The 23,606-nt window shown below is 35.9% G+C and carries 19 protein-coding genes; all 19 read left to right on the forward strand.

What is annotated here, in order from left to right; all coding sequences use genetic code 11:
* Positions 1-74 precede the first annotated feature (74 nt).
* The 19 genes from H5164_RS01685 (at position 75) to rfbB (ending at position 23,592) form a co-directional block, all read left to right on the forward strand.
* Positions 75-998, forward strand: a complete 924-nt coding sequence (locus tag H5164_RS01685) for a 3-oxoacyl-ACP synthase III family protein (protein WP_182754480.1) — start codon at positions 75-77, stop codon at positions 996-998.
* Positions 999-1,021: 23 nt separating this feature from the next.
* The gene (locus tag H5164_RS01690) at positions 1,022-2,122 is read left to right on the forward strand and encodes a DegT/DnrJ/EryC1/StrS aminotransferase family protein (RefSeq protein ID WP_182754483.1); all 1,101 of its coding nucleotides are present in this window, start codon (positions 1,022-1,024) and stop codon (positions 2,120-2,122) included.
* Positions 2,123-2,258: 136 nt separating this feature from the next.
* Positions 2,259-4,193 (forward strand): acyltransferase family protein, encoded by a 1,935-nt coding sequence (locus H5164_RS01695; RefSeq protein WP_182754485.1) that lies wholly within the window; start codon positions 2,259-2,261, stop codon positions 4,191-4,193.
* Between the two features lie 130 nt (positions 4,194-4,323).
* Positions 4,324-5,763, forward strand: a complete 1,440-nt coding sequence (locus H5164_RS01700) for a hypothetical protein (protein ID WP_182754487.1) — start codon at positions 4,324-4,326, stop codon at positions 5,761-5,763.
* A 105-nt stretch (positions 5,764-5,868) separates the two neighbouring features.
* Complete coding sequence (locus H5164_RS01705; protein WP_182754488.1) at positions 5,869-6,996, forward strand: hypothetical protein; 1,128 nt, start codon at positions 5,869-5,871, stop codon at positions 6,994-6,996.
* A 107-nt stretch (positions 6,997-7,103) separates the two neighbouring features.
* Positions 7,104-7,856 (forward strand): glycosyltransferase family 2 protein, encoded by a 753-nt coding sequence (locus H5164_RS01710; RefSeq protein WP_182754490.1) that lies wholly within the window; start codon positions 7,104-7,106, stop codon positions 7,854-7,856.
* Between the two features lies 1 nt (position 7,857).
* On the forward strand, positions 7,858-8,904 hold the full coding sequence (locus H5164_RS01715; protein WP_182754492.1) for a polysaccharide biosynthesis protein: 1,047 nt from the start codon (positions 7,858-7,860) through the stop codon (positions 8,902-8,904).
* On the forward strand, positions 8,905-10,023 hold the full coding sequence (locus H5164_RS01720) for a UDP-2-acetamido-2,6-beta-L-arabino-hexul-4-ose reductase (RefSeq protein ID WP_182754494.1): 1,119 nt from the start codon (positions 8,905-8,907) through the stop codon (positions 10,021-10,023).
* 11 nt (positions 10,024-10,034) lie between these two features.
* Entirely contained in the window at positions 10,035-11,168 is a 1,134-nt protein-coding gene (wecB, locus tag H5164_RS01725; RefSeq protein ID WP_182754779.1) for a non-hydrolyzing UDP-N-acetylglucosamine 2-epimerase, read from the forward strand.
* The gene (locus H5164_RS01730) at positions 11,161-12,294 is read left to right on the forward strand and encodes a glycosyltransferase (RefSeq protein ID WP_182754496.1); all 1,134 of its coding nucleotides are present in this window, start codon (positions 11,161-11,163) and stop codon (positions 12,292-12,294) included. Before wecB ends, H5164_RS01730 begins: the two co-directional genes overlap by 8 nt.
* 189 nt (positions 12,295-12,483) lie before the next feature.
* Positions 12,484-13,650, forward strand: a complete 1,167-nt coding sequence (locus H5164_RS01735; RefSeq protein ID WP_182754498.1) for a nucleotide sugar dehydrogenase — start codon at positions 12,484-12,486, stop codon at positions 13,648-13,650.
* 61 nt (positions 13,651-13,711) lie between these two features.
* A complete protein-coding gene (locus H5164_RS01740) occupies positions 13,712-14,716 on the forward strand; it encodes an NAD-dependent epimerase (RefSeq protein WP_182754500.1) in 1,005 nt (334 codons plus the stop codon).
* Positions 14,706-15,845 carry a glycosyltransferase family 4 protein gene (locus H5164_RS01745; RefSeq protein ID WP_182754502.1) on the forward strand — a complete coding sequence of 380 codons (1,140 nt, stop codon included), beginning with the start codon at positions 14,706-14,708 and terminating at the stop codon, positions 15,843-15,845. The genes H5164_RS01740 and H5164_RS01745 overlap by 11 nt, the downstream gene beginning before the upstream one ends.
* 5 nt (positions 15,846-15,850) lie before the next feature.
* Positions 15,851-16,804 (forward strand): SDR family oxidoreductase, encoded by a 954-nt coding sequence (locus H5164_RS01750; protein ID WP_182754504.1) that lies wholly within the window; start codon positions 15,851-15,853, stop codon positions 16,802-16,804.
* Between the two features lie 9 nt (positions 16,805-16,813).
* On the forward strand, positions 16,814-17,362 hold the full coding sequence (locus H5164_RS01755) for a sugar transferase (protein WP_182754507.1): 549 nt from the start codon (positions 16,814-16,816) through the stop codon (positions 17,360-17,362).
* Between the two features lie 296 nt (positions 17,363-17,658).
* Positions 17,659-19,593 (forward strand): nucleoside-diphosphate sugar epimerase/dehydratase, encoded by a 1,935-nt coding sequence (locus H5164_RS01760; protein WP_182754509.1) that lies wholly within the window; start codon positions 17,659-17,661, stop codon positions 19,591-19,593.
* 106 nt (positions 19,594-19,699) lie between these two features.
* Entirely contained in the window at positions 19,700-20,587 is an 888-nt protein-coding gene (gene galU, locus H5164_RS01765; RefSeq protein ID WP_182754511.1) for a UTP--glucose-1-phosphate uridylyltransferase GalU, read from the forward strand.
* Between the two features lie 302 nt (positions 20,588-20,889).
* On the forward strand, positions 20,890-22,239 hold the full coding sequence (gene glmM / locus H5164_RS01770; RefSeq protein ID WP_182754513.1) for a phosphoglucosamine mutase: 1,350 nt from the start codon (positions 20,890-20,892) through the stop codon (positions 22,237-22,239).
* Positions 22,240-22,506: 267 nt separating this feature from the next.
* Complete coding sequence (rfbB, locus tag H5164_RS01775) at positions 22,507-23,592, forward strand: dTDP-glucose 4,6-dehydratase (protein ID WP_182754515.1); 1,086 nt, start codon at positions 22,507-22,509, stop codon at positions 23,590-23,592.
* Positions 23,593-23,606: the final 14 nt, after the last annotated feature.

Here is a 23,606-nt window from a genome sequence, read left to right on the forward strand (position 1 = left end):
TTTTTTGAATTAATATTTATAAAAGCTAAAGTTAATAATAATTGTCATATTGCAAATTTACATTAGAGGTATGATTGAACATTTACATCAATGAAATAGCATCGTATATTCCAGATGAATATATTGATAATTACGAAAAAGCTAAACTATTTGGTAAAGATAATGATTTTATAGATAAAAGAATAGGTATTTCAAAATTATCGCGAATTGGGGAAGGTTATAAAACTTCAGACTTAGCAGTGGAAGCTGTTAGAAAACTAATAGACAAAGCAAACCTTAATATCGAAGAAGTTGAAACTATTGTTTTGGTAACTCAAAATGGAGATTACCCCAATCTTCCTCATACTGCCTCGGTAATTCAACATAAGCTGGGCCTAAAACATAGCGTATCAACATTTGACATAGCATTGGGTTGTTCTGGTTATGTTTACGGTTTGACAATATTAAAGTCACATATGATCGAAATGGGCTTTAGCAAAGGAATTCTTGTAACAGCGGACCCTTATTCCAAAATTATTGATCCTAAGGATAAAAACACAAGCCTTATATTTGGCGATGCCGCTACAGCTACTTTGTTGTCTACAGTTGGCGCTCTATCTATTGGGCGACCAACATTGTGTACAGATGGCTCTGGTAGTGACTCTTTGTATAATGATGAATATCTACATATGGATGGTAGAAGAGTTTATAACTTTGCATTAAAAGAAGTTCCAGAGCAAATCAATAAACATATAGAAAAGAACAATCATCAAATCGAAGATATTGATGTATTACTATTACATCAAGGTAGTGCTGCAATCATCAATGCAATAAGAAAAAAAATGAGATTGTCATCAAATAAATTACCTTTTATGATAAATGAATACGGAAATACCGTTTCATCTAGTATACCTATCATGCTTGAAGATTATCTAACCAGAGGCGACTGTACTAAAATATTGATCTCTGGTTTTGGGGTCGGCTTGTCATGGGCAACGAATATTTTGACAAGAAATTAATTTATTAACATGAGTAACATAAAATGATCCCTTTCTTAGACTTAAAAGCAATTAACCAACAGTATCAAGCAGAACTAAAAGAAGCATGTGCGCGCGTTATCGACTCGGGTTGGTACATTATGGGCAAAGAGTTAGAAGCATTCGAAAAAGAATTTGCTAGTTACTGTGGCAGCAGCAAAGCGATTGGTGTGGCTAATGGACTAGATGCCTTAATTCTAACTTTTCGTGCGTGGAAAGAGCTGGGTAAATTAAAAGACGGTGATGAAGTAATTGTTCCTGCTAATACATACATAGCTTCTATACTCGCCATCTCAGAAAATAAATTGATTCCTGTTCTTGTAGAACCAGATCCTGCAACTTTCAATCTAACTGCCAAAAACATCGCTAAAAGTATTACCCCTAAAACTAAGGTGATATTACCTGTTCATCTTTATGGACAAATATCACCAATGGAAGAAATTATGCAGTTGGCAAAGCAGCATAAATTATTGGTTTTAGAAGACTGTGCCCAAGCGCATGGTGCAATGATTGAAGGGAAAAAGGCAGGTACTTGGGGTGATGCAGGAGCATTCAGTTTTTACCCGGGGAAAAACCTTGGTGCCCTAGGTGACGCTGGGGCTGTTACCACTGATGACGAGGAGCTTATCGATGTTATCAGCGCATTACGTAACTATGGTTCTCACGAAAAATACAAAAATAAGTACAAAGGCGTTAATAGCCGATTAGATGAAATACAAGCGGCTATGCTACGAGTCAAACTGCAGCATTTAGACCGCGAAACAGAAATTCGTAAGCAAGTAGCTCTGAAATATCTGCAAGGTATCAATAACCCTTTACTTGTACTCCCTGAGATAAGTAATTCAGAAGGTCATGTTTGGCATTTATTTGTAATCAAAACTCCCAAGCGGGAACAACTGAGCAAATATTTGAGTGAAAATGGTGTTCAATCATTAATTCATTACCCGACTCCACCACATAAGCAATTGGCTTATAAAGAATTACAGGATATTTCATATCCTATTGCAGAGACTATCCATGATCAGGTTTTGAGTATACCGCTTAGCTCGACTATATCAGAAGTAGAAATTGAGATTGTAATAAATATATTGAATTCATTTAAGTGATTTTTAACTCATGTTTTATATTTATTCATAATTAATTACCTATTTAACGCAATAAAATATAAATTTTAAACTTGTAATTGTTTTGTCAAATTAGTAAAAACATGGGCAGAGTTAAAAATCGAGAAAAGAAGTAGTTATGCAATTTAGAAAGGATATAAATGGGTTAAGAGCAATTGCTGTAGTGGCGGTAGTTGTTTTTCATTTTAATGCATCGTGGATGCCTGGTGGCTTTGCTGGTGTTGACGTATTCTTTGTTATTTCAGGTTTTCTAATGACTGGAATAATTTTCCGTGGTGTAGATAGGAGGGAGTTTTCACTTATAAAGTTTTATATTGCTAGAGCTAACAGAATCATTCCCGCGTTAGCCTTTCTTTGTTTGGTGTTACTTGCCTTCGGTTGGTATTTTCTTACATCAACTGATTATATGAATTTAGGTAAGCATGTTGCTAGTAGTATAGCATTTATATCTAATGTGACTTATTGGACTGAATCTAGTTACTTTGATTCCTCTTCGCAAGAAAAATGGCTTTTGCATACTTGGTCTTTATCCGCCGAATGGCAATTCTATATTATTTATCCATTGGCTATTGTTGTTCTAAGAAAAATGTTGTCGGATAATGTATTAAAAATAGGTATTGTTCTTGGGACTGTGATAGGTTTTTTGTTTTGCGTAGTCGCTACCTACAAATGGCCCAGTTCGGCCTATTACCTTCTTCCTACCAGAACATGGGAAATGATGATTGGTGGTGTGGCTTACCTTTATCCATTCTCTTTACCACAGAAAAGAAAAAAATGGTTAGAATGGGGGGGCTTAGTTTTAATTGTCGGTTCTTACTTACTAATCACAAAAGATAGCCCTTGGCCTGGTTATTTGGCAATTTTTCCAGTTTTAGGCTCCTTTTTAATTATTCAAGCACAACGAAACAATAGTTTTATTACTAGTAATATAATTTCTCAGAAGTTAGGGGCTTGGTCTTATTCAATTTATTTATGGCACTGGCCTATAGTTGTATTGATTTATTATTTTTCTTTAAAAATCTATTTTGTTTATATAGGTATATTGTTGTCAATATTTATTGGTTTTCTTAGCCATAAATATATTGAAAAACAAAATTTTAAAAAAGACTATCATCGTTTATTAGATTATTTATATTGTCTTCCTATACAAATGCTATTGGTTGTTATGCTTTTAAGTGGTTATATATATATAAGTGGGGGGATCGATACATCATTTCGGAGAGGGGCATCTACTCCGCAAGCTGTTTTCCTTGAAAAATATGAACAACAACACCGTAACTTAGATGATACTTACTGGCTTAAATGTAATTCTTATACATCACTAACGGAAAAAAATGAGCTATCCATAGACGATTCTTGTTTAAATGAAAATAACTTAGGAGGCGTGCTATTGTGGGGAGACTCTCATGCAGAAGCACTATCACTTGGCCTTAGAACAATACTGCAACCTTTGAATATTTCATTTAACCAAGTAACATCAGCAAGTTGTCGAGTTTCATTAAATAAAGCGGATAATTTAAAAGGGAACATTAAAAAAGCTTGCGACTTTTCTAATCAATTAGCTCTAAATAGTATCTCGGAACTTAAACCTCGCTTGGTAATTATTGCTCAACAGAAAGAGCATGAAAAAACAGATTGGATTGAAGTTTTCGATGCTTTAAAAAGTCGTGGTGTTGAAAATGTTATTTTGGTTGGTCCAGTGTCACAGTGGAAGCCTTCCTTACCTAAAGTTATGATAAAATCACAAAATTGGCTTAAGAATGAAATCTTTATTACTGATGACGGTTTGGACCTTTCTATTATTGAAACTGATAATGTTATGAAAAAACATTCATATCCAAAAGGCTTAAAATATGTTTCTTTAGTAGATGATGTATGTATGAAAAAAGAAGGTGTATTTTACTGTAGAGTAATATTGGATAATAATGAGCTTATTCAAGTGGATTATGGACATTTATCTAAAGATGGTTCGATATTTGTTGTCAAAAGCATTTTATCAGGTCATATTTTACCAATCTTTAATGAAGGTTCTGATTATATAACTTTTAATTAGTAGGTTTGTCATTGAAGCTGTTGTTAGCTTTTTTATTCAATGCAAAGTTTTACTTAGCATGTGGCTTGGTATAAATACTTATTGTTGACTGAGCGACACAGGTTTAAAAGTATTTAAGATGGAAACGTTTATGAGTATAGCCCATTTAAAGCAACTGACTCTCCAATGCAATAACGAAGATGATGCGATTTTATATGCTAAAATATATGCTAAAATTGTAACTGGTCATAGAAGTTTGATTTATTCTGATAATGAGTTTGAACTTTTACTGCGTAATAAGTTCGATTTTTTGTTACATCAAGTTAAAAAATGTCATCTCAGTACCATAAATGAAAATCTTCATATTATATCAACGCCCTATAATAGAGGTGGCCATACAAGGCTATGTGAGCGACTATCGTTAATGGAAGATGATGATTCACACCTTTTAATTACGCAAGAGTTTGATAAATCAGCTTTACCAAGGCTTCAACTCCATTTTAAATCTATTTTAGCTGTATGCCATTCGACTATTACCGATAGAATCTTATTCATTACGAATAAGATTATTAAATATAATAAAATTATTTTGCATATTCATCCTGATGATATAGTTTCAGTTATAGCTGTTGGTTTAGCAAAGAAGGTATCTCCTAAATTATTAGTTCTCTTTGTAAATCATGCTGATCACCTATTTACTTACGGTCGCACAGTTATAGATGTGATGTTGCAAATTTCTTTTAGGGGATATGAAATAGACAAGACTATTTTCGATAAAAAATATCTTACTAGTTTTTTAGGTATACCATTAGACATTAAGAATAAGCCCAAATTTACTTATGCATCTAAGAATATGATAATAGCTGGCAATTCATTTAAAATGAAACCTAATAAGTGTTTCTCAATACAAAAAAAACTTTTTTATTTTTTACATGAAAATCCTGAATCTACTCTTAGTGTAGTTGGTATCAATTATAGTGATTACTGGTGGTGGAAGGCTAAAGTTTGTTTTCCTGGACGCGTCCATTTGATTAAAACACTTCCTTACGAGCAGTATTTTTCAGTAGTTAAAGGGTGTAATATTTGTATAGATACGGCCCCTGTAACAGGTGGAACAGCTTTTACAGAAATGTACCTTAATTCTTTAATTCCTGTTTGTTTCTTTACTGGGATATATGGGTATAGCCCATTAGATAGACTTCGATTACCTTCAGGTTCAAGTATTCGATTGTGTGATGAAAAGGATTTGGATATAATTTTTGAAGATGTATTTCGTGTTCATGATATTAGCTCAGTTAAAAATAGGTATACAGAGGCATTGAATTTGAAATTAAGCGAGATTGATAGTTCATTAACAATGTTTCCGAATGATCCATTTTGTTTGTCAAGGAAAGGTAAACTAGAGTTAGATTTTACTTCGCTTAATCTTATTACTAAGTTAAAAGGAATGTCATGGCGTGATAAGACCAATTTAGTTTTACTAAATTTCAAAATAACTAATTTTTTATTGATGCTTGTACCTAAAGTTTCTTTTAAAATTTTAGTTTTTTTAAATTTAAAATTTCTTTGGAGTAAGAAGCCTAAGGGGTAAGCTAGTTTTGGATTACTTTAATTTGTTTTCTTTGCTTAAAGAGGTGTTTCTATTATTAATAATAATAAAATAAACTTATTTTTAGCTTACGTCTTAGCATTCATAATGTTATTTGAACAAAATATTATAACGGTCAGTTACTTATCAAAGTTTATTGTACATTTGTTTTGCTGTTTTATTTTTGTTGTGGTTACTATTGCTAATAAAGATATAACCAATAGACTAAAAAATTATACTATTTTAGCTGTTTTGTTTATTACTACGTTAAATTTAATACTATCAAATGTAAATGGACAGCTAATGTTTGTCGGGCCTGCATTTATAGTTTTTGCTTTGCTCGTTTTATATCCACCAGATTTTCATAAGAAAACATTGAATTGCTTTATAAATATATATGTTATTGTCATTAGTGTTGGTCTACTTTTACATATGTTATCATTATTTGATTTGATACAACCGACTTCTCAGCAACTACCGATGAATCAACTGAAGTTGAATAGTCAGTTAATTTATGATGTATATTATGGATTTTACTCTACGTCAAGTTCAATTTACGGTAATTCAATAAGGTTTTCTTCAGTATTTGATGAGGCCGGAGTGGTTGGAACTTTATCGGGCTTGCTTTTATTGACACCTCAATTAACTAAATCTAAGTTTAATTTATGTGTAGTATTAGTTTCTGGCTTCTTGTCACTATCTACCTTCTTTTTTATTTTGTTCGTGTTTTTTATACTTCGAAATAAAAAGTGGCTTTTAATATCTACTTTTATATTACCACTTATATTATTTTTATGGTATGTATTGAACATTCAATCATTTGATTTGTTTTATGACTTTGTATCATGGAAAGTTAGTGCTGGTGACAATAGGATTTCGGATTGCTTTTATTCTCATTTTACACAAGATATAAATAACTTTCTATATTTTGGTGCAGGAGCTGGTATGTCTCAATCTTTAGGGTGCGATGTATCATCAGGAATAACACTTTTTTACGATTATGGCTATGCCGGTGGTGTGTTATTAATATTGGGAACTCTTTTAATTATTGGTTTTTCTGTTTATAAATTTACGCCTATAAGAAATTTGTTAACTAAAGTTACTTTTTTCATATTAATATTTTCCATTTGCTTTTATCAAAGACCATCATTGTACTCAATATTCTATTTTCAAATATATTTGTCAATTTTTTACTTTGTATATAGCGTTAATGATGGTAAGTCAAAATGCAATTGATGCGAATAATTTTTTAATTTAGGAGATACATCTTGAGATATAATTTCATCTGCGTTAACTACAATGGATGTTTGTTTACAAAATCGCTTTGTGACAGTTTAGAAAATATGACTGTTCCTGACAATTGCTCAATTCGATTAGTAGTTGTTGATAATAATTCGAATGTTGATGATAAAGTTGAGTTGCGGAAAATAAACAGTGAGTCGTTCCATTTAGAACTTATTGAGCTTGAACAAAATATTGGTTATTTTCCAGCTTTGAATGTAGGTATAGATTTTTGCCGGACGGGAATAGATGAGCAGATAATTATAGGTAACAACGATCTAAAATATAGGTACGATTTCATTCTAAAGTTAGAGAGTCTTAATGTTGATAATAATGTATTAGTTATTTCTCCAGACGTCGTTACCACTGACGGTGTGCATCAGAATCCATTATCAACTAGAAAGCTGAGTAGATTAGAGCTTTTAAAAGAAGATGTTTATTATTCTAATTATTATTTATCTAGATTTTTAATTTTAACTAAAGGAATTTTTTTAAAACTTTATAGTAAAGAAAATTTAGATACTAAATTAAAAAATCATTGTGATATTCAAATGGTGATAAATAGAGGGATAGGAGCATGTTATTGTCTAACAAATACTTTTTTCAAACACTATAGTAAACTTGATGACAGAGTTTTTTTATGGGGTGAAGAAGCTCTTTTGTCAAATCAAGTAGAACAGGTTAATGGGTGTATCCTATATGCACCTAGTTTAGTTGTTGAGCATGCTGAAAGTGGCACAGTAAAGAAAATGCTTACTAGAGATAGGTATGAGCGTGTAAAACAATCTTACAAAATTTACAGAGAGTATTTGTAACATGGAATTAAATTTTTTTACTGGAAAGGTACTAATGATTACCGGTGGTACCGGTTCTTTTGGTAATGCTGTATTAAATCGTTTTCTAGATACAGATATTGCTGAAATTCGAATCTTTAGCCGGGATGAAAAAAAACAAGATGATATGCGCAAAAACTTCAACTCTAACAAGCTGAAGTTTTATATTGGTGATGTTCGTGACTACCAAAGTGTTTCAAATGCTATGCGCGGTGTTAATTATATTTTTCATGCTGCAGCACTTAAACAGGTACCATCTTGTGAGTTTTACCCTCTAGAGGCTGTTAAAACCAATGTGATGGGTACTGAAAACGTGCTTGAAGCAGCTATTAATCATGGTGTTAATAAAGTTGTTTGCTTAAGTACTGATAAAGCCGTTTACCCTATAAATGCAATGGGAATATCCAAGGCTATGATGGAGAAAGTGATAGTCGCTAAATCTCGTAATGTTCCTGACGGTATGACAATTTGCACAACACGTTACGGTAATGTAATGGCTTCTCGTGGCAGTGTTATACCACTATTTTGTCGTCAAATTATTGAAGGCAAAGCTTTGACAGTTACTGATCCTAATATGACTCGATTTATGATGACGCTCGACGACGCAGTTGATTTAGTGTTGCACGCTTTCGAAAATGGCAATAATGGTGATATCTTTGTGCAAAAAGCACCTGGCGCAACCATCGATGTACTTACCAAGGCCATTTTTAACATAATGGGTAAGCCTAGGCATACAGTAAACGTTATTGGTACACGTCATGGTGAAAAATTATTCGAAGCGCTTTGTAGCCGAGAAGAAATGTTTGTAGCCGAAGACCAAGGCGATTACTTTCGCGTTCCTGCTGATAACCGTGATTTAAATTATGCTCAATTTACAGATGAAGGTGAACAAGACCTCTCTAAAGTCGAAGACTATAATTCCCATAATACACAGGGTCTTGATGTTGCAGGTATGGAAAAACTGCTGCTTAAACTTGATTTTATGAGAGAGATAAAAGCGGGCAATTTAGTGGTTCCAGAGGGCGTATAAATGAATATTGTTGTAACGGGAGCAAATGGTTTTATTGGCAAGAATTTACGTGTCTTTTTAGAAGAAGCAGGTTTTGACTCTATAACCACTATTACCAGCGCTGATAATAAAGACGATATTTTATCAAAAGTTGCCACTGCAGACTTTATTTATCATTTAGCTGGCATAAATCGTCCTGTTAATGAAGATGATTTTAAAACTGGCAATACGGATTTGACTGCATTAATAGTCAATCATCTGATTAAATTAGATAAAAAAACTCCTGTTGTTTTAACTTCTTCTATACAAGCTGAACGAGATAATCCCTATGGTGTCAGTAAAGCTGCTGCCGAGAATGTTGTTATTTCATATCAAAAGCTTACAGGTGCTCCGGTTTACATATACAGATTACCTAATGTTTTTGGTAAATGGTGTAAGCCTAATTACAATTCTGCAATTGCTACATTTTGTCATAATACGGTTAATGATTTACCCATAAACATTCACGATGCTAACGCTCAACTTTCTCTTGTTTATATTGATGATGTTTGCGAAGCGTTTATTAGATTAATGCCAAATGATGATTCCGTGTTGCAAGATGTAGGCTATAAAGACATATCACCCGTTTACCAAACTACTGTTGGTGCGGTCGTCGATTTACTGCAAAAATTTAAAGTAAGCAGGGACTCCTTAGTCACGGAGGAGGTTGGTGTTGGGTTTACTCGGGCTTTGTATTCAACTTACTTAAGCTACTTTCACCCAGAACACTTTGCCTATACTGTGCCTGGTTATACAGATCCCCGTGGCACTTTTGTGGAAATGTTGAAGACTCACTCTGCTGGGCAGTTTTCATTTTTTACCGCGCACCCAGGAATTACTCGTGGTGGGCATTATCATCATACAAAAAATGAAAAGTTCCTTGTGATAAAAGGTAAAGCCTGTTATCGATTTAAACATATTGGTACAGATGAACAGTATGAGCTCATTACAGATGCGAGTGACTATAAAATTGTAGAAACAGTCCCTGGTTGGACACATGATATTACTAATATTGGCGAAGATGAGCTAATTGTAATGTTGTGGGCAAATGAAATTTTTGATCGAAATAAACCTGATACGATAGCGAGACCACTAGTATGACCCAGAATACGATAGCTAAAATGAAAGTAATGACTGTCGTTGGAACCCGTCCTGAAATTATTCGTTTATCACGGGTTATTGCTAAGTTGGATGAACATTGTGAGCATATTTTAGTTCACACAGGGCAGAATTATGATTTTGAATTAAATCAAGTTTTTTTTGATGATCTTGGTGTTAGAAAACCTGATTACTTTTTAAATGCAGCAGGTAAAAATGCCGCAGAAACAATTGGTCAGGTCATTATAAAAGTTGATCAAGTGTTGGAAGAGATTACGCCTGATGCCATGCTGGTTTTAGGTGATACAAACTCTTGTTTGTCTGCTATACCTGCGAAGCGACGTAAAGTCCCTATTTTTCATATGGAAGCCGGTAATCGTTGTTTCGACATGCGTGTGCCTGAAGAGATAAATAGAAGAATCGTTGATCACACATCAGATATTAACCTTACATACAGCTCTATCGCGCGTGATTATTTGTTAGCTGAAGGTTTGCCTGCAGATAGAGTTATTAAAACGGGTAGTCCAATGTTTGAGGTGTTATCTCATTACATGCCCCAGATTGAGTCATCAGATGTTTTAACTCGCTTAAATTTACAAAAAGGTCAATTCTTTGTAGTGAGTGCTCATCGCGAAGAAAATGTTGATTCACCAAAGCACCTTGCTCAACTTGCTGAAACGTTAAATACAGTGGCTGAGCATTATGGTTTACCTGTTATTGTATCGACTCACCCTCGTACAAGAAACCGTATTGAGGCTCAAGGAATTGAATTTCATACAAATATTCAATTATTAAAGCCTTTAGGTTTTCATGATTATAATAATTTGCAGAAATACGCTAAAGCAGTGTTATCTGACAGTGGCACTATTAATGAGGAGTCTTCGATCATGAATTTCCCTGCGCTGAATTTGCGTGAGGCACATGAGCGACCAGAAGGAATGGAAGAAGCATCTGTAATGATGGTAGGCCTGGGTGTTGAACGAGTTATGCAAGCACTTCAAATTTTGGAAAGTCAGCCTAGTGGTGATACTCGTATGTTAAGGCAAGTTTATGATTACAGTATGCCTAATGTTTCGGATAAGATTGTCAGAATTATTCACTCTTATACCGATTATGTTAATAGAGTAGTTTGGAAGAAGTATGAATAATAAAGGTTATTACATAGCTCCATTTTTTTTTAAAAAAGGCGGTGCAGCAACAAGGCGAATTATTGGTAATATAAAAACTCTAGGTTCTATGGGGTATGATATTGACGTCATTGATGGGGATAGTTGCTATCAAAAAACTAAACTTGAAGGTGTTGATGTAATAAGCTTAGATGAGCGCCCAGGAAATATGCTACCATTATTTAACAGAGTGCTTAAGTTTTTACTAATAGGTGATAATACATTAAGATTCTTAAAAGAACTTAATGAAAAACCTGTCTTTATAATATTGTATAGTGGTTATAGTCCTTACTTATTAAAATTGCTCCCTTTTTGTAAGAAACACAATATAAAGATATTCTTTGACTGTGTCGAATGGTATCAACCAAAGTCATCATTTGAGTATTTGTATAAGCCTTATTATTGGAATATTGAACTGGCAATGAGGTTTTTAATATCTAAATGTACAGCGGTTATATGCATAAGTAGTTTTCTTAAGGAATATTACAAAAAATCAGGTGTTAAGTGTATTCTAGTTCCACCGACTTTAGATATTCATGCTTTAATGAATATTAAGAAACCGAAAGATATATTAGATATAAAAGTAAAGTTAGTATATGCAGGAACCCCAGGTCATAAAGACCTTTTAGCCGAAATTATAGAGATAGCTAAACTTTTTGAAAGTAGGCTTGAGCTTCATATTGCTGGTGTTGAAGGTGAATCTATAGGAAATGTAAAATTCTATGGCGTATTAAGTCATGAAAAAACATTATCACTGGTAAGTAATAGTGATTATTCAGTTCTGCTTAGGCCGAACAATAAAGTATCTAGAGCTGGTTTTTCTACTAAGGTTGTTGAAAGCATGGCGCTCGGCACTCCAATGATTACTAATAACACTAGTGATTTATCCGATTATATTAATGATGGAGTTAATGGCTTTATTTTTAATGGATATGATGTTAAAAGTCTTAAAGCTAAATTGACTGAAGTGCTAAGTCTTCATAATATGGATTCTTATAATTTAATGAGTGAGACGTGCATTTTAGATTCAATTGGTTACTTTGACTGTAAAAATAAAGTTGATGTTTTTGAATCGATCATCCCAGTTATTAATAGAAGTGTTGTGTAATAAGAGCTTGGTCTTTATGGTTGCTAATTACCTTGCAACTATTTTTGAGTCGTTTTTACATGGTTATTTTTAATAACATATAAATGTATCTATATGAGTTTATTACAACCTTGGTTTGTAATGTCTAAGTTTACATTCTATTTAAAGTGGTGTTTTTTGTTGAATCGTACTTATAAATACGGGTAAAATATGAAAATTGCAATCGCTGGCACAGGCTATGTAGGTCTATCTAATGCAATGTTATTAGCACAGAATCATAAAGTTACAGCTGTAGATATCATCCCAGAGAAAATTGAGTTACTTAATAATCACCAATCCCCAATAGTTGATGTTGAAATAACAGATTTTTTAAAAAATAAGCCATTAAATTTCACTGCTACTTTAGACAAAGTTGAAGCTTATTCTGATGCTGATTACGTAATTATTGCGACACCGACGGACTATGACCCGATAACTAATTACTTCAACACATCTTCAGTAGAAGCTGTTATTAAAGATGTCATGGCAATCAACACTAACGCCGTTATGGTAATTAAGTCTACAGTGCCTGTAGGTTACACTGCTCGCATTAAAAGTGAGTTTGGGTGTGATAATTTAATTTTCTCACCAGAATTTCTACGTGAAGGAAAAGCATTATATGACAATCTTTATCCTTCACGGGTCATAGTGGGTGAACAGAGTGAGCGCGCAAAAGTGTTTGCAAATTTGCTAGTAGAAGGTGCAATAAAAAATGATATTGACGTTTTATTTACTGATTCTACTGAAGCTGAAGCAATAAAGTTGTTTTCTAATACTTATTTAGCACTACGTGTTGCATACTTCAATGAGTTAGATACTTATGCAGAATCACACGGTTTGAATGCTCGTCAGATCATTGAAGGTGTGAGTTTAGACCCTCGTATTGGTAAGCATTACAATAATCCATCATTTGGATATGGTGGTTATTGCCTACCAAAAGATACTAAACAACTCCGTGCAAATTATGCTGATGTACCAAATAATATTATTGGCGCTATTGTTGATTCTAATACTACTCGTAAAGACTTTATTGCTGACTCAATCTTAAAACGTAACCCGCAAGTAGTGGGGATCTACAGGTTAATTATGAAGGCGGGTTCTGATAACTTCCGCGCATCAAGTATTCAAGGGATTATGAAGCGTTTGAAGGCTAAAGGTATTGAGGTAGTTGTTTACGAACCAGTGCTTGAAGAAACAGAATTTTTTCATTCTAAAGTAATCAAGTCACTTGAAGAATTTAAAGCCATCTCTGATGTTATTGTCTCAAACCGCATGGTTGACGATATAAAGGATGTTGAAAGTAAAGTTTACACCCGTGACCTGTTTGGTTCTGATTAAACCTGTTATGAACTAAAAATGTAACAGTTATATATGGCAAGTAGTTTAAGAGTAAAGAATTATGAAATATTTGGTAACAGGTGTAGCAGGCTTTATAGGTAGTAGAGTAGTTGAGTCTTTATGTGCTCAAGGTCATAGCGTTATTGGTATTGATAATGTGAATGACTACTATGATACCAACTTAAAAGATGCACGCTTAGCTCGTATTGAAAATCAACTTTTTAGATTTATCAGAATGGATATAGCTGATCGTGCTGCAATCGCAGCTTTGTTTGAAAAAGAACAATTTCAGCGAGTAATTCATTTAGCGGCACAAGCTGGAGTTCGTTATTCAATAGAAAACCCAATGGCTTATGCTGATAGTAACCTCATTGGTCATTTGAATATTCTAGAAGGATGTCGAAATGAAAAAGTTGAGCATTTAGTTTATGCATCTTCAAGCTCCGTGTACGGCTTAAATGAAAAAACACCATTTGAAACAGCTGACTCGGTTGACCACCCTGTATCGCTGTATGCAGCAACAAAAAAGTCAAATGAGTTGATGTCTCATTCTTACTCACATTTGTATAACTTGCCAACTACCGGTTTGCGTTTCTTCACTGTATACGGCCCTTGGGGGCGGCCAGATATGGCACCGTTTATCTTTACCAAAAAGATCATAGCTGGTGAAGCCATAGATGTAAATAATAATGGTGATATGTGGCGTGACTTTACCCATGTTGATGACATTGTTGAAGGCGTTGTGCGCATTGCTGATGTAGTGCCTAGACGAGATGACACTTGGAAAGTTGAGACTGGTACACCAGCGTCAAGTTCTGCTCCTTATAAAGTATATAATATTGGTCATGGTAGCCCGATTAGCTTAATGACTTTCATTGAGGAGATTGAACGAGCCTGTGGGAAAATGGCTACGAAGAATTTTCGTGAAATGCAAGCCGGGGACGTATACAAAACATTTGCGGACACTCAAGACCTTTTCGAAGCTACTGGTTATAAACCGCAAGTTGGTGTCAGGGAAGGGGTAGAGGGCTTTGTACAGTGGTATAGAGAGTTTTATGCAAAATAAAAAGATATTATTTGTTGTTAATGTTGATTGGTTTTTTATTTCTCATCGCTTACCTATTGCGATAAAGGCAATAGCTGAAGGTTATGAAGTGCACTTAGCTTGCACTGATACTGGGAAGCTTCAAGAGTTAACAAGTCTTGGTATTAATGTTCATGAGCTTTCATTTTCTCGCAGTGGGAATGGTTTGTTGAGTGAGTTAAGAACAGTAAAACAGCTTCGCAAAGTGATAACTAAGATTCAACCTGATATACTTCACGCCGTGACTATTAAACCTGTAATATATTCTGGAATTGTATTACATACTATTACTAACAAACCAAAGTTTGTAGCTGCTATTTCCGGTTTAGGTTACGTATTCTCCGCGGATAATGTAAGGGCAAAACTCACTAGGCTAATCGTTAGCCTTTTATATAAATTGGCTTTTAAACATAAAGCCAAGAAAATTATTTTTCAGAATACAACAGATGAAAGTATTCTTTCTAATGTAACTAGATTAAAGGCTATTGATAAATCATTAATAAAAGGTTCTGGTGCTGATTTAAATGTTTATACTCATACTGCAGAGCCTGAAGCTGAATCTATTAAGATCTCAATGGCATGCCGGTTATTGAAAGAGAAAGGGGTTTATGAGTTTGTTGAAGGCGCAAAAATTGTTAAATCTAAGTATGCGAATGTAGAGTTTGTACTTGCTGGTACTCCTGATCCAGATAACCCCAATACTATTTCGCAACAAGAATTAGATAAATGGCAGGCTAGTGGACTTATCACTGCTGTGGGACATTGTGATGACATTCCACAACTTTTTTCCCAATCACACATAGTTACAATGCCTTCATATTATGGTGAAGGTGTACCTAAAGTCCTTATCGAAGCTGCTGCATGTGGTAGACCAATAGTGACAACAGATAATCCTGGTTGCCGTGATGCCATAATTCCAGAAAAAACTGGAATATTAGTACCCATCAAAGATGCTGAATCCTTATCTAATGCACTCATTCGCTTAATTGAGTGTTCAAGTTTGAGGCAAGATATGGGAATAAAAGCACGAGAGTATGCAATTAATGAATTTGATGTTGAGAACGTAGTGAAAAAGCATTTAGATATATATAAAACACTACTAACTAGGTGATACAAATGCATAATATTTTGTTGACAGGGGGGAGTGGCTTTTTAGGAAAGCACTTGCTTAACAATTTAAACAAATACCAGGTTAGAGTATTAGATAGAAGCCATACTAAGAAACATAACCAAGTAACTTATTTTAAATCTTCGATCGATAGTCTAAGTAAATATTCATTGTTGTTAGAGAATGTTGATACGGTAATCCACTGTGCCGCCCGTGTTCATGTAATGAATGACCAATCATCAAATCCATTAAATGAGTTTCGTGAAGTTAATACAGCTGGAACCATGAATCTTGCTCGCCAGGCTGCAGAAGTAGGTGTTAAGAGGTTTATTTTTGTCAGTTCAATTAAGGTTAATGGGGAGTCAACTAAGATAGGCAAACCTTTTACTGAAATGGATCCTAGAAGACCAGAAGACTTTTATGGACAATCTAAAGCTGAAGCGGAAGTGCAATTGTCGGAACTTGCTACAGAAACTGGATTAGAAGTAGTTATTATTCGACCTACATTGGTATATGGGCCCGGTGTTAAAGCTAATTTTGCATCGTTACTGAATTTAGTTTCAAAAGGTCTACCACTACCATTTGGCCGTATAAATGATAACAAACGTAGTTTGGTTTCAGTAAAAAACCTTGTAGATCTTATTGTTACTTGTATTGACCATCCAAAAGCAGTTAATCAGGTATTCTTGGTTTCTGATGATAATGATGTCTCAACAGCCTCAATGGTACAGCATATGTCACAAGCTCTTGGAAAATCGAGTAGATTACTACCAGTGCCTTTATGGTGCTATCGCTTAGTTGGTAAGTTAACTGGTAAGACCGATGTAGTAGATAGGCTTATAGGATCTTTACAGGTCGATATATCACATACCAAAGATACGTTAGGCTGGGTTCCTCCACAAACGCTTGAAGAAGGTTTTAAAGAAACCGCAGAAGCTTTTATTCTTAATAAAAATAAATAGAGTATTTACATGATTCGTCTTATCGATTTTTTAGCTGCTTTCTTTGGCTTGTTGTTGCTTTGGCCGATATTACTTATCGTCACAATTATTGGCATGTTTGATACGGGTTCACCAATCTTTGTTCAGACTCGTGTAGGCCGAGATAAAAAACCATTTAAATTGATTAAGTTTCGAACTATGTCTGTTGAAACCAAATCAGTGGCTAGTCACTTAGCTAGTAACGCTTCAATTACAAAGTTAGGTAATTTTCTGCGTAAAACAAAGATTGATGAATTGCCTCAACTAATTAATGTGGTTAAAGGTGAAATGAGCTTAGTAGGACCTCGTCCAAATTTATTTAACCAAGAAGAGTTGATTAAAGAACGTGATGCTTTAGGTGTTTATGGTGTGCTACCCGGTGTTACGGGTTTAGCTCAAGTGCAAAATATCGATATGTCGACTCCAGTATTGTTAGCTGAAACAGATAAGCAAATGATAGATACGCTGAATATAAAAAATTATTTTAAGTACATTATTATGACGGTCACAGGTAGTGGTTCTGGCGATGCTGTTAAATAGATCTATCTATTCGGATCTATCCCTTAGTGAATTGATTTCAAGTCTACGATTATAATTTCATTGTCTCAATGTATCTTGTTTACAAGGTAAATTGTCTCAGGTTTCTTGCTTTTCATGATCAAGCCTATATCAGCCAATGTCTTATTGAATATTGTGCTTATATTGTCTTTTCACTATCACATAACTTTTATCAATAATGTACACTCGTGTTAAACTCGATGTTTTGGCTGGTTATACAAGCTTTTATGTAGATAAGATTTTTTATTATTATGAATGTTATTAATTTGGAGCGCGAAATGGATTTTTTGCAACGTATTTTCTCTTTACCTCGTCCTCAAAAACGTATGGTAAGTCTTTTTGTTGATTCATTTTTTTTAGTTTTTGCTTTTTGGACTGCAGTCTTGGTTCGACTTGATGATATTAGTGTGTTGAGCAATAACACTTTTTGGATGGTCATTTCAACCGTTCTTCCTATAAGTTTACTTCTATTTGCCAAATTAGGCCTTTACCGAGCTGTGCTGCGTTACATGGGGTTACAAGCTCTTGTTGCCATTGTCATTGGGGTTACGGTTTCAACCATTACATTAGTGTTAGTCTCTTTTTATGCTGAAGCTAACATTCCTCGCACAGTCCCGCTAATATATGCCGCATTTTCATTAGTTTTTATTGGTGGTTCTCGAACGATAATTCGCTCTATTGTCGGTTCTGGAATGAAACGTACTGGTGAGCCGGTGATCATTTATGGTGCTGGCGTGAGTGGCCGCCAATTATTAACTTCGTTGGTTCAAAGCCATGAATACCATCCATTTGCTTTTGTCGATGATGACGTGTCATTGCATGGTACGGTTATTCAAGGGGTTCATGTTCATTCTCCTTCAATTATTCGTAAGTTGATTAAGCAAAAATCAGTCACAAAAGTGTTACTTGCAATGCCAAGTGCAACTCGTGCTAAACGTCAGGCGATATTGACTCGTCTTGAACCTTTAGCCGTTCAAGTTCTCACTATTCCTGCAATGTCTGATCTTGTTAACGGTACCAAACTTTATAGTGATATCAAGGAAGTTGAAATTGATGACTTACTTGGCCGTGATGCTGTTAATCCTCGCGAAGACCTTTTGTCAGCCAATATTAAAGACAAAGTGGTTATGGTCACTGGTGCTGGAGGCTCTATAGGTTCGGAGTTATGTCGACAGATTTTGAAACAGTCACCTAAAAAGTTAGTCCTTTTTGAGTTATCTGAGTTTGCTTTGTACGCCATAGAACGTGAATTAAATGCAACAGCTAAAGAGCTCGGTTTAGCTGTCAGAATTCTACCTATGATGGGTTCAGTACAGCGTGAAAACCGTGTGCAAGCGGTTATGGAATCGTTCGGCGTTCAAACAGTTTACCATGCAGCTGCTTATAAACATGTGCCTTTAGTCGAGCATAATGTCGTTGAAGGCGTTCGCAATAATGTATTTGGCACTCTTTATACTGCTAGGGCAGCTATAGCTGCAAAGGTTGAAACATTTGTGTTGGTTTCAACAGACAAAGCGGTTCGTCCAACGAATGTAATGGGTACGACAAAGCGTATGGCAGAGCTCGTTTTACAGGCATTGTCACGAGAGAATAATAAAACCCGTTTTTGCATGGTTAGATTTGGTAATGTGCTCGGTTCATCTGGCTCGGTTGTGCCTTTGTTTAGAACTCAAATTGCTAATGGTGGCCCAGTAACTGTTACCCACCCCGAAATTACCCGTTTTTTTATGACGATACCAGAAGCATCCCAGTTAGTTATTCAAGCTGGTGCTATGGGTAAGGGCGGTGATGTATTTGTACTGGATATGGGTAAGTCGGTAAAGATTGTTGATTTAGCTAAAAAAATGATTCGTTTAAGTGGTTATGAAGTCAGAAGTGAGAAAAATCCTGAGGGCGATATCGCTATCGAGTTTAGTGGATTACGCCCAGGCGAGAAATTATACGAAGAATTACTTATTGGCGATGATGTCACAGGTACTGAACATGAACGCATCATGACAGCAAATGAGTTGTATTTAACATGGGCTGAGTATTCTGTGATTTTAGACCGTTTAGATTTGGCTTGCCATCAGTTTAACCATGAAGCCATTCGTGATATTTTACTTAAAACGCCTACAGGTTTTGCGCCGACAGATGGTATTTGCGATTTGGTTTATCAACAAAAAGCTAAAAACTCTGAGGCTGCTAAGAAAGTCATTAACCTTGTATCTTGATTTTTTGATTAACTAAACTTCTTAGTTAATTAATTTATTTTTACTCACTCATGTTTTGCCTGAGTCTGATAACCTGATATTTGGCTCATTTTGACAAGGATTTAAAATGAAAGTAGTTATCCCTGTTGCCGGTCTTGGTACCCGCATGTTGCCGGCAACCAAAGCCATTCCGAAAGAGATGTTGCCTTTAGTTGATAAACCATTAATTCAATATATCGTCAATGAGTGTGTGGCTGCCGGTGTTAAAGAAATTGTGCTCGTCACTCATGCCAGTAAAAATGCGATTGAAAACCACTTTGATAAATCCTATGAGCTTGAATCAACTTTAGAAAAACGCGTAAAACGTCAGCTTCTTGAAGAGGTCCAAGCGATTTGTCCTAAAGATGTGACCATTATGCATGTGCGTCAAGGCGAAGCCAAAGGCTTAGGTCATGCGGTATTATGTGCTTACCCTTGTATCGGTAATAACCCATTTGCGGTTGTGCTTCCTGATGTTGTGTTAGATGAATATACTGCTAATCAAAAAACTGAAAACCTAGCCGCAATGATAGCGCGTTACAAAGCTACATTTGCTAGCCAAATTATGGTGGCTCCTGTACCTGAATCTGACGTCAATAAATACGGCATAGCCGATTGTAATGGTGTTGAGATAACTCCTGGTGATTCTGCTAAAATCAAGAGGGTGGTTGAAAAACCTGCTGTTGGTGAAGCCCCGTCTAATCTAGCTGTTGTTGGCCGTTATGTATTATCAGAAAAGATCTGGCGATTACTGGCTAAAACACCTGCTGGTGCAGGAGACGAGATTCAGCTAACTGACGCGATTGATATGCTGATTGAACAAGATACCGTTGAAGCCTTTAACATGACTGGTAAATCGCATGATTGTGGCGATAAACTGGGATACATGAACGCTTTTGTTGAGTATGGACTGCGCGATGCTAAATTGGGTGCAGATTTCAAAAAAAGCGTTGAAAAGATTCTGCTTGAACAGTAACACTTAATTATCATGTGCTTTTAAACCAACTATCGTTTAGTTGGTTTTTTGCTTTTTGGAATTGGCTAAAAGCCTAGAGCGCCTGCTAGGACGCTACACTGCTAGATGTTAGGAATAGGGCACCTGCGGTTGTTAGATGCTATACAATCAACAGACTAGTCGCACTGTGACTCAATGTTAGCAGCGAAGCTGTCCCTAGAAGCGAAGCGATCCTAGCAGGACGCTCTCCGCTCTCTGGCGAGCCTGCGAATTCCTAGAACCTAGCAAGACTAGGTACTTAAATTTTTTATATTGGAGTTTTTATGTCTCGTAAGTATTTTGGCACCGATGGTGTCCGTGGAAAGGTGGGGACATTTCCTATTACGCCTGATTTTGCTATGAAGTTAGGTTGGGCTGCCGGTAAAGTATTAGCATCCACCGGCACCCAGGAAGTATTGATTGGTAAAGATACTCGTAGCAGTGGTTATATGTTGGAGTCTGCTATTGAGGCTGGTTTGTCTGCTGCTGGTGTGAATGTAGCTTTAATTGGCCCTATGCCTACGCCTGCAGTGGCATATTTAGCGTCAACCTTTCGAGCAGATGCCGGGGTAGTGATCAGTGCATCCCATAATCCTTTTTATGATAATGGCATTAAGTTTTTCTCAAATTCTGGCACTAAGCTTAATGACGAGCAAGAGCTTGAAATTGAAGCATTGTTAGATCAAGCCCTTAATCATAATGCGATGGAATGTGTTTCATCTGAATTGTTAGGTAAAGTACGCCGTATTACTGATGCTGCTGGTCGTTATATTGAGTTTTGCAAAGGTGTTTTTGCTAAAGACTTAACTTTAGCTGGCCTTAAAATTGTCGTCGATAGTGCCAATGGCGCTGCTTATCATATTGCACCCAATGTATACCGTGAGTTAGGTGCTGAAGTCATTAGTATTAATGACAAACCTAATGGCACCAATATTAACGACCATTGCGGCGCGACACATTTAGACAGCTTGCAAACTGCAGTCATGGTGCACGAAGCTGACTTAGGTATTGCGATGGACGGTGATGCTGACCGAGTGATGTTTGTTGACCATAATGGCCACGTAGTGGATGGTGACCAAATTTTATATATTCTGGCTAAAACAGCCAAGCAGCAAGGCACATTAAGTGGCGGTATTGTTGGCACATTAATGTCAAACCTTGGTCTCGAGATCGCGTTAAAAGAAATGGATATTCCATTTAAGCGTGCCAAAGTGGGCGACCGTTATGTGGTTGAGCAATTAACAGCCACTGGCTGGCGCATTGGTGGCGAAGGTTCTGGTCATATTTTGCACCTTGACCATGCCTCTACTGGTGATGCTGTTGTGGCGTCATTATTAGTATTACAAGCGGTATTACAATCTGGCCAGTCATTAGCTGAGATAGTATCGGGTATGAAAAAGTTACCGCAAGTACTGCTTAATGTCCGCTTAACCGCTAACAATGCTGATGAAATCTTAGCGTCAGCAGCCGTAAAGCAAGCTGTGATAGAAGCCGAAGCCGTACTCGCTGATAACGGCCGTGTGCTACTGAGAAAGTCGGGTACCGAGCCTCTTATCCGCGTAATGGTTGAATCAACCGATATTGAAATGTCGCAAGCCCAAGCTGAACATATAGCAAAAGCAGTTCGGGCATAACGTTTAGGTAATGACCTGAAGACTAGCTTGTTCGCCACAGTCTAAAAGTGGCGAACCTAAATTTATCTAACTGCTATGTTGAGGTTTATCAAAGCAGTAAATTTAATACTTACTCGATACAGTGAAGATAAAGCTGCCTAAAAGTTGAGTGAAATTATTTAAGATGCGTCATTAGATTGAAAGTAATAGTCGCTGTTATTGATGATTAAATCTAAGTAGAACCTACTTTTAGACAATTTCAGATACTTTGGAAACACAAGTATAAAAATGAATATTTTAGTCACCGGTGGTGCAGGTTTTATTGGCTCAGCATTAGTACGCCATATCATCAATAACACTCAAGATAGCGTCATTAATGTTGATAAATTGACCTATGCTGGTAATCTTGAATCGTTAGCGAATATAGCGTCAAGTGATCGATATGTGTTCGAACAAGTCGACATTTGTGACCGTGCAGAATTAGATAGAGTGTTTACACAACACAAACCTGATGCAGTGATGCACTTAGCGGCAGAGTCTCACGTTGATCGGTCAATTACCGGACCAACAGACTTTATTCAAACCAACATTGTGGGTACATATACACTTCTTGAAGCGACGAGAGAATATTGGAATTCCTTATCAGTCGATGCCAAGAAAGCATTTCGCTTTCATCATATCTCTACAGATGAAGTATACGGCGATTTACCTCACCCGGATGAGCAAGAAGGCCTAGCGATAAATCAAGAGTTACCTTTATTTACGGAAGGCACTGCTTATGCGCCAAGTAGCCCTTATTCGGCATCCAAAGCTTCAAGTGATCATTTAGTCAGAGCGTGGTTACGCACATACGGTTTACCAACCATTATCACTAACTGCTCAAATAACTACGGTCCATACCAGTTTCCAGAGAAGTTGATCCCATTAATTATTATAAATGCGTTAGAGGGTAAATTATTGCCCATTTATGGTAAAGGTGATCAAATTCGTGATTGGCTCTATGTAGAAGACCATGCTCGTGCACTTTATAAAGTGGTAACACAAGGTAAAGTCGGTGAGACTTATAATATCGGCGGACATAACGAAAAACGAAATATTGAAGTGGTACAGGCTATTTGCAGTATTTTAGACACCCTAGTGCCTACAGATACTTTATACGCTGAGCAAATCACTTATGTTACAGACCGTCCTGGACATGACCGTCGTTATGCAATTGATGCAAGTAAAATGAGCAATGAGCTTAACTGGCAACCACAAGAAACATTTGAGACAGGCTTACGTAAAACCATTGAGTGGTATTTAATAAACCCAGCTTGGTGCCAACATGTACAGGATGGTTCATACCAACACGAACGTTTATGCATAGATGCTTGATGTATTTTTTAACT

Source organism: Shewanella sp. SG41-3 (assembly GCF_014164545.1).
GTDB classification, from domain to species: Bacteria; Pseudomonadota; Gammaproteobacteria; order Enterobacterales; family Shewanellaceae; genus Shewanella; species Shewanella vesiculosa.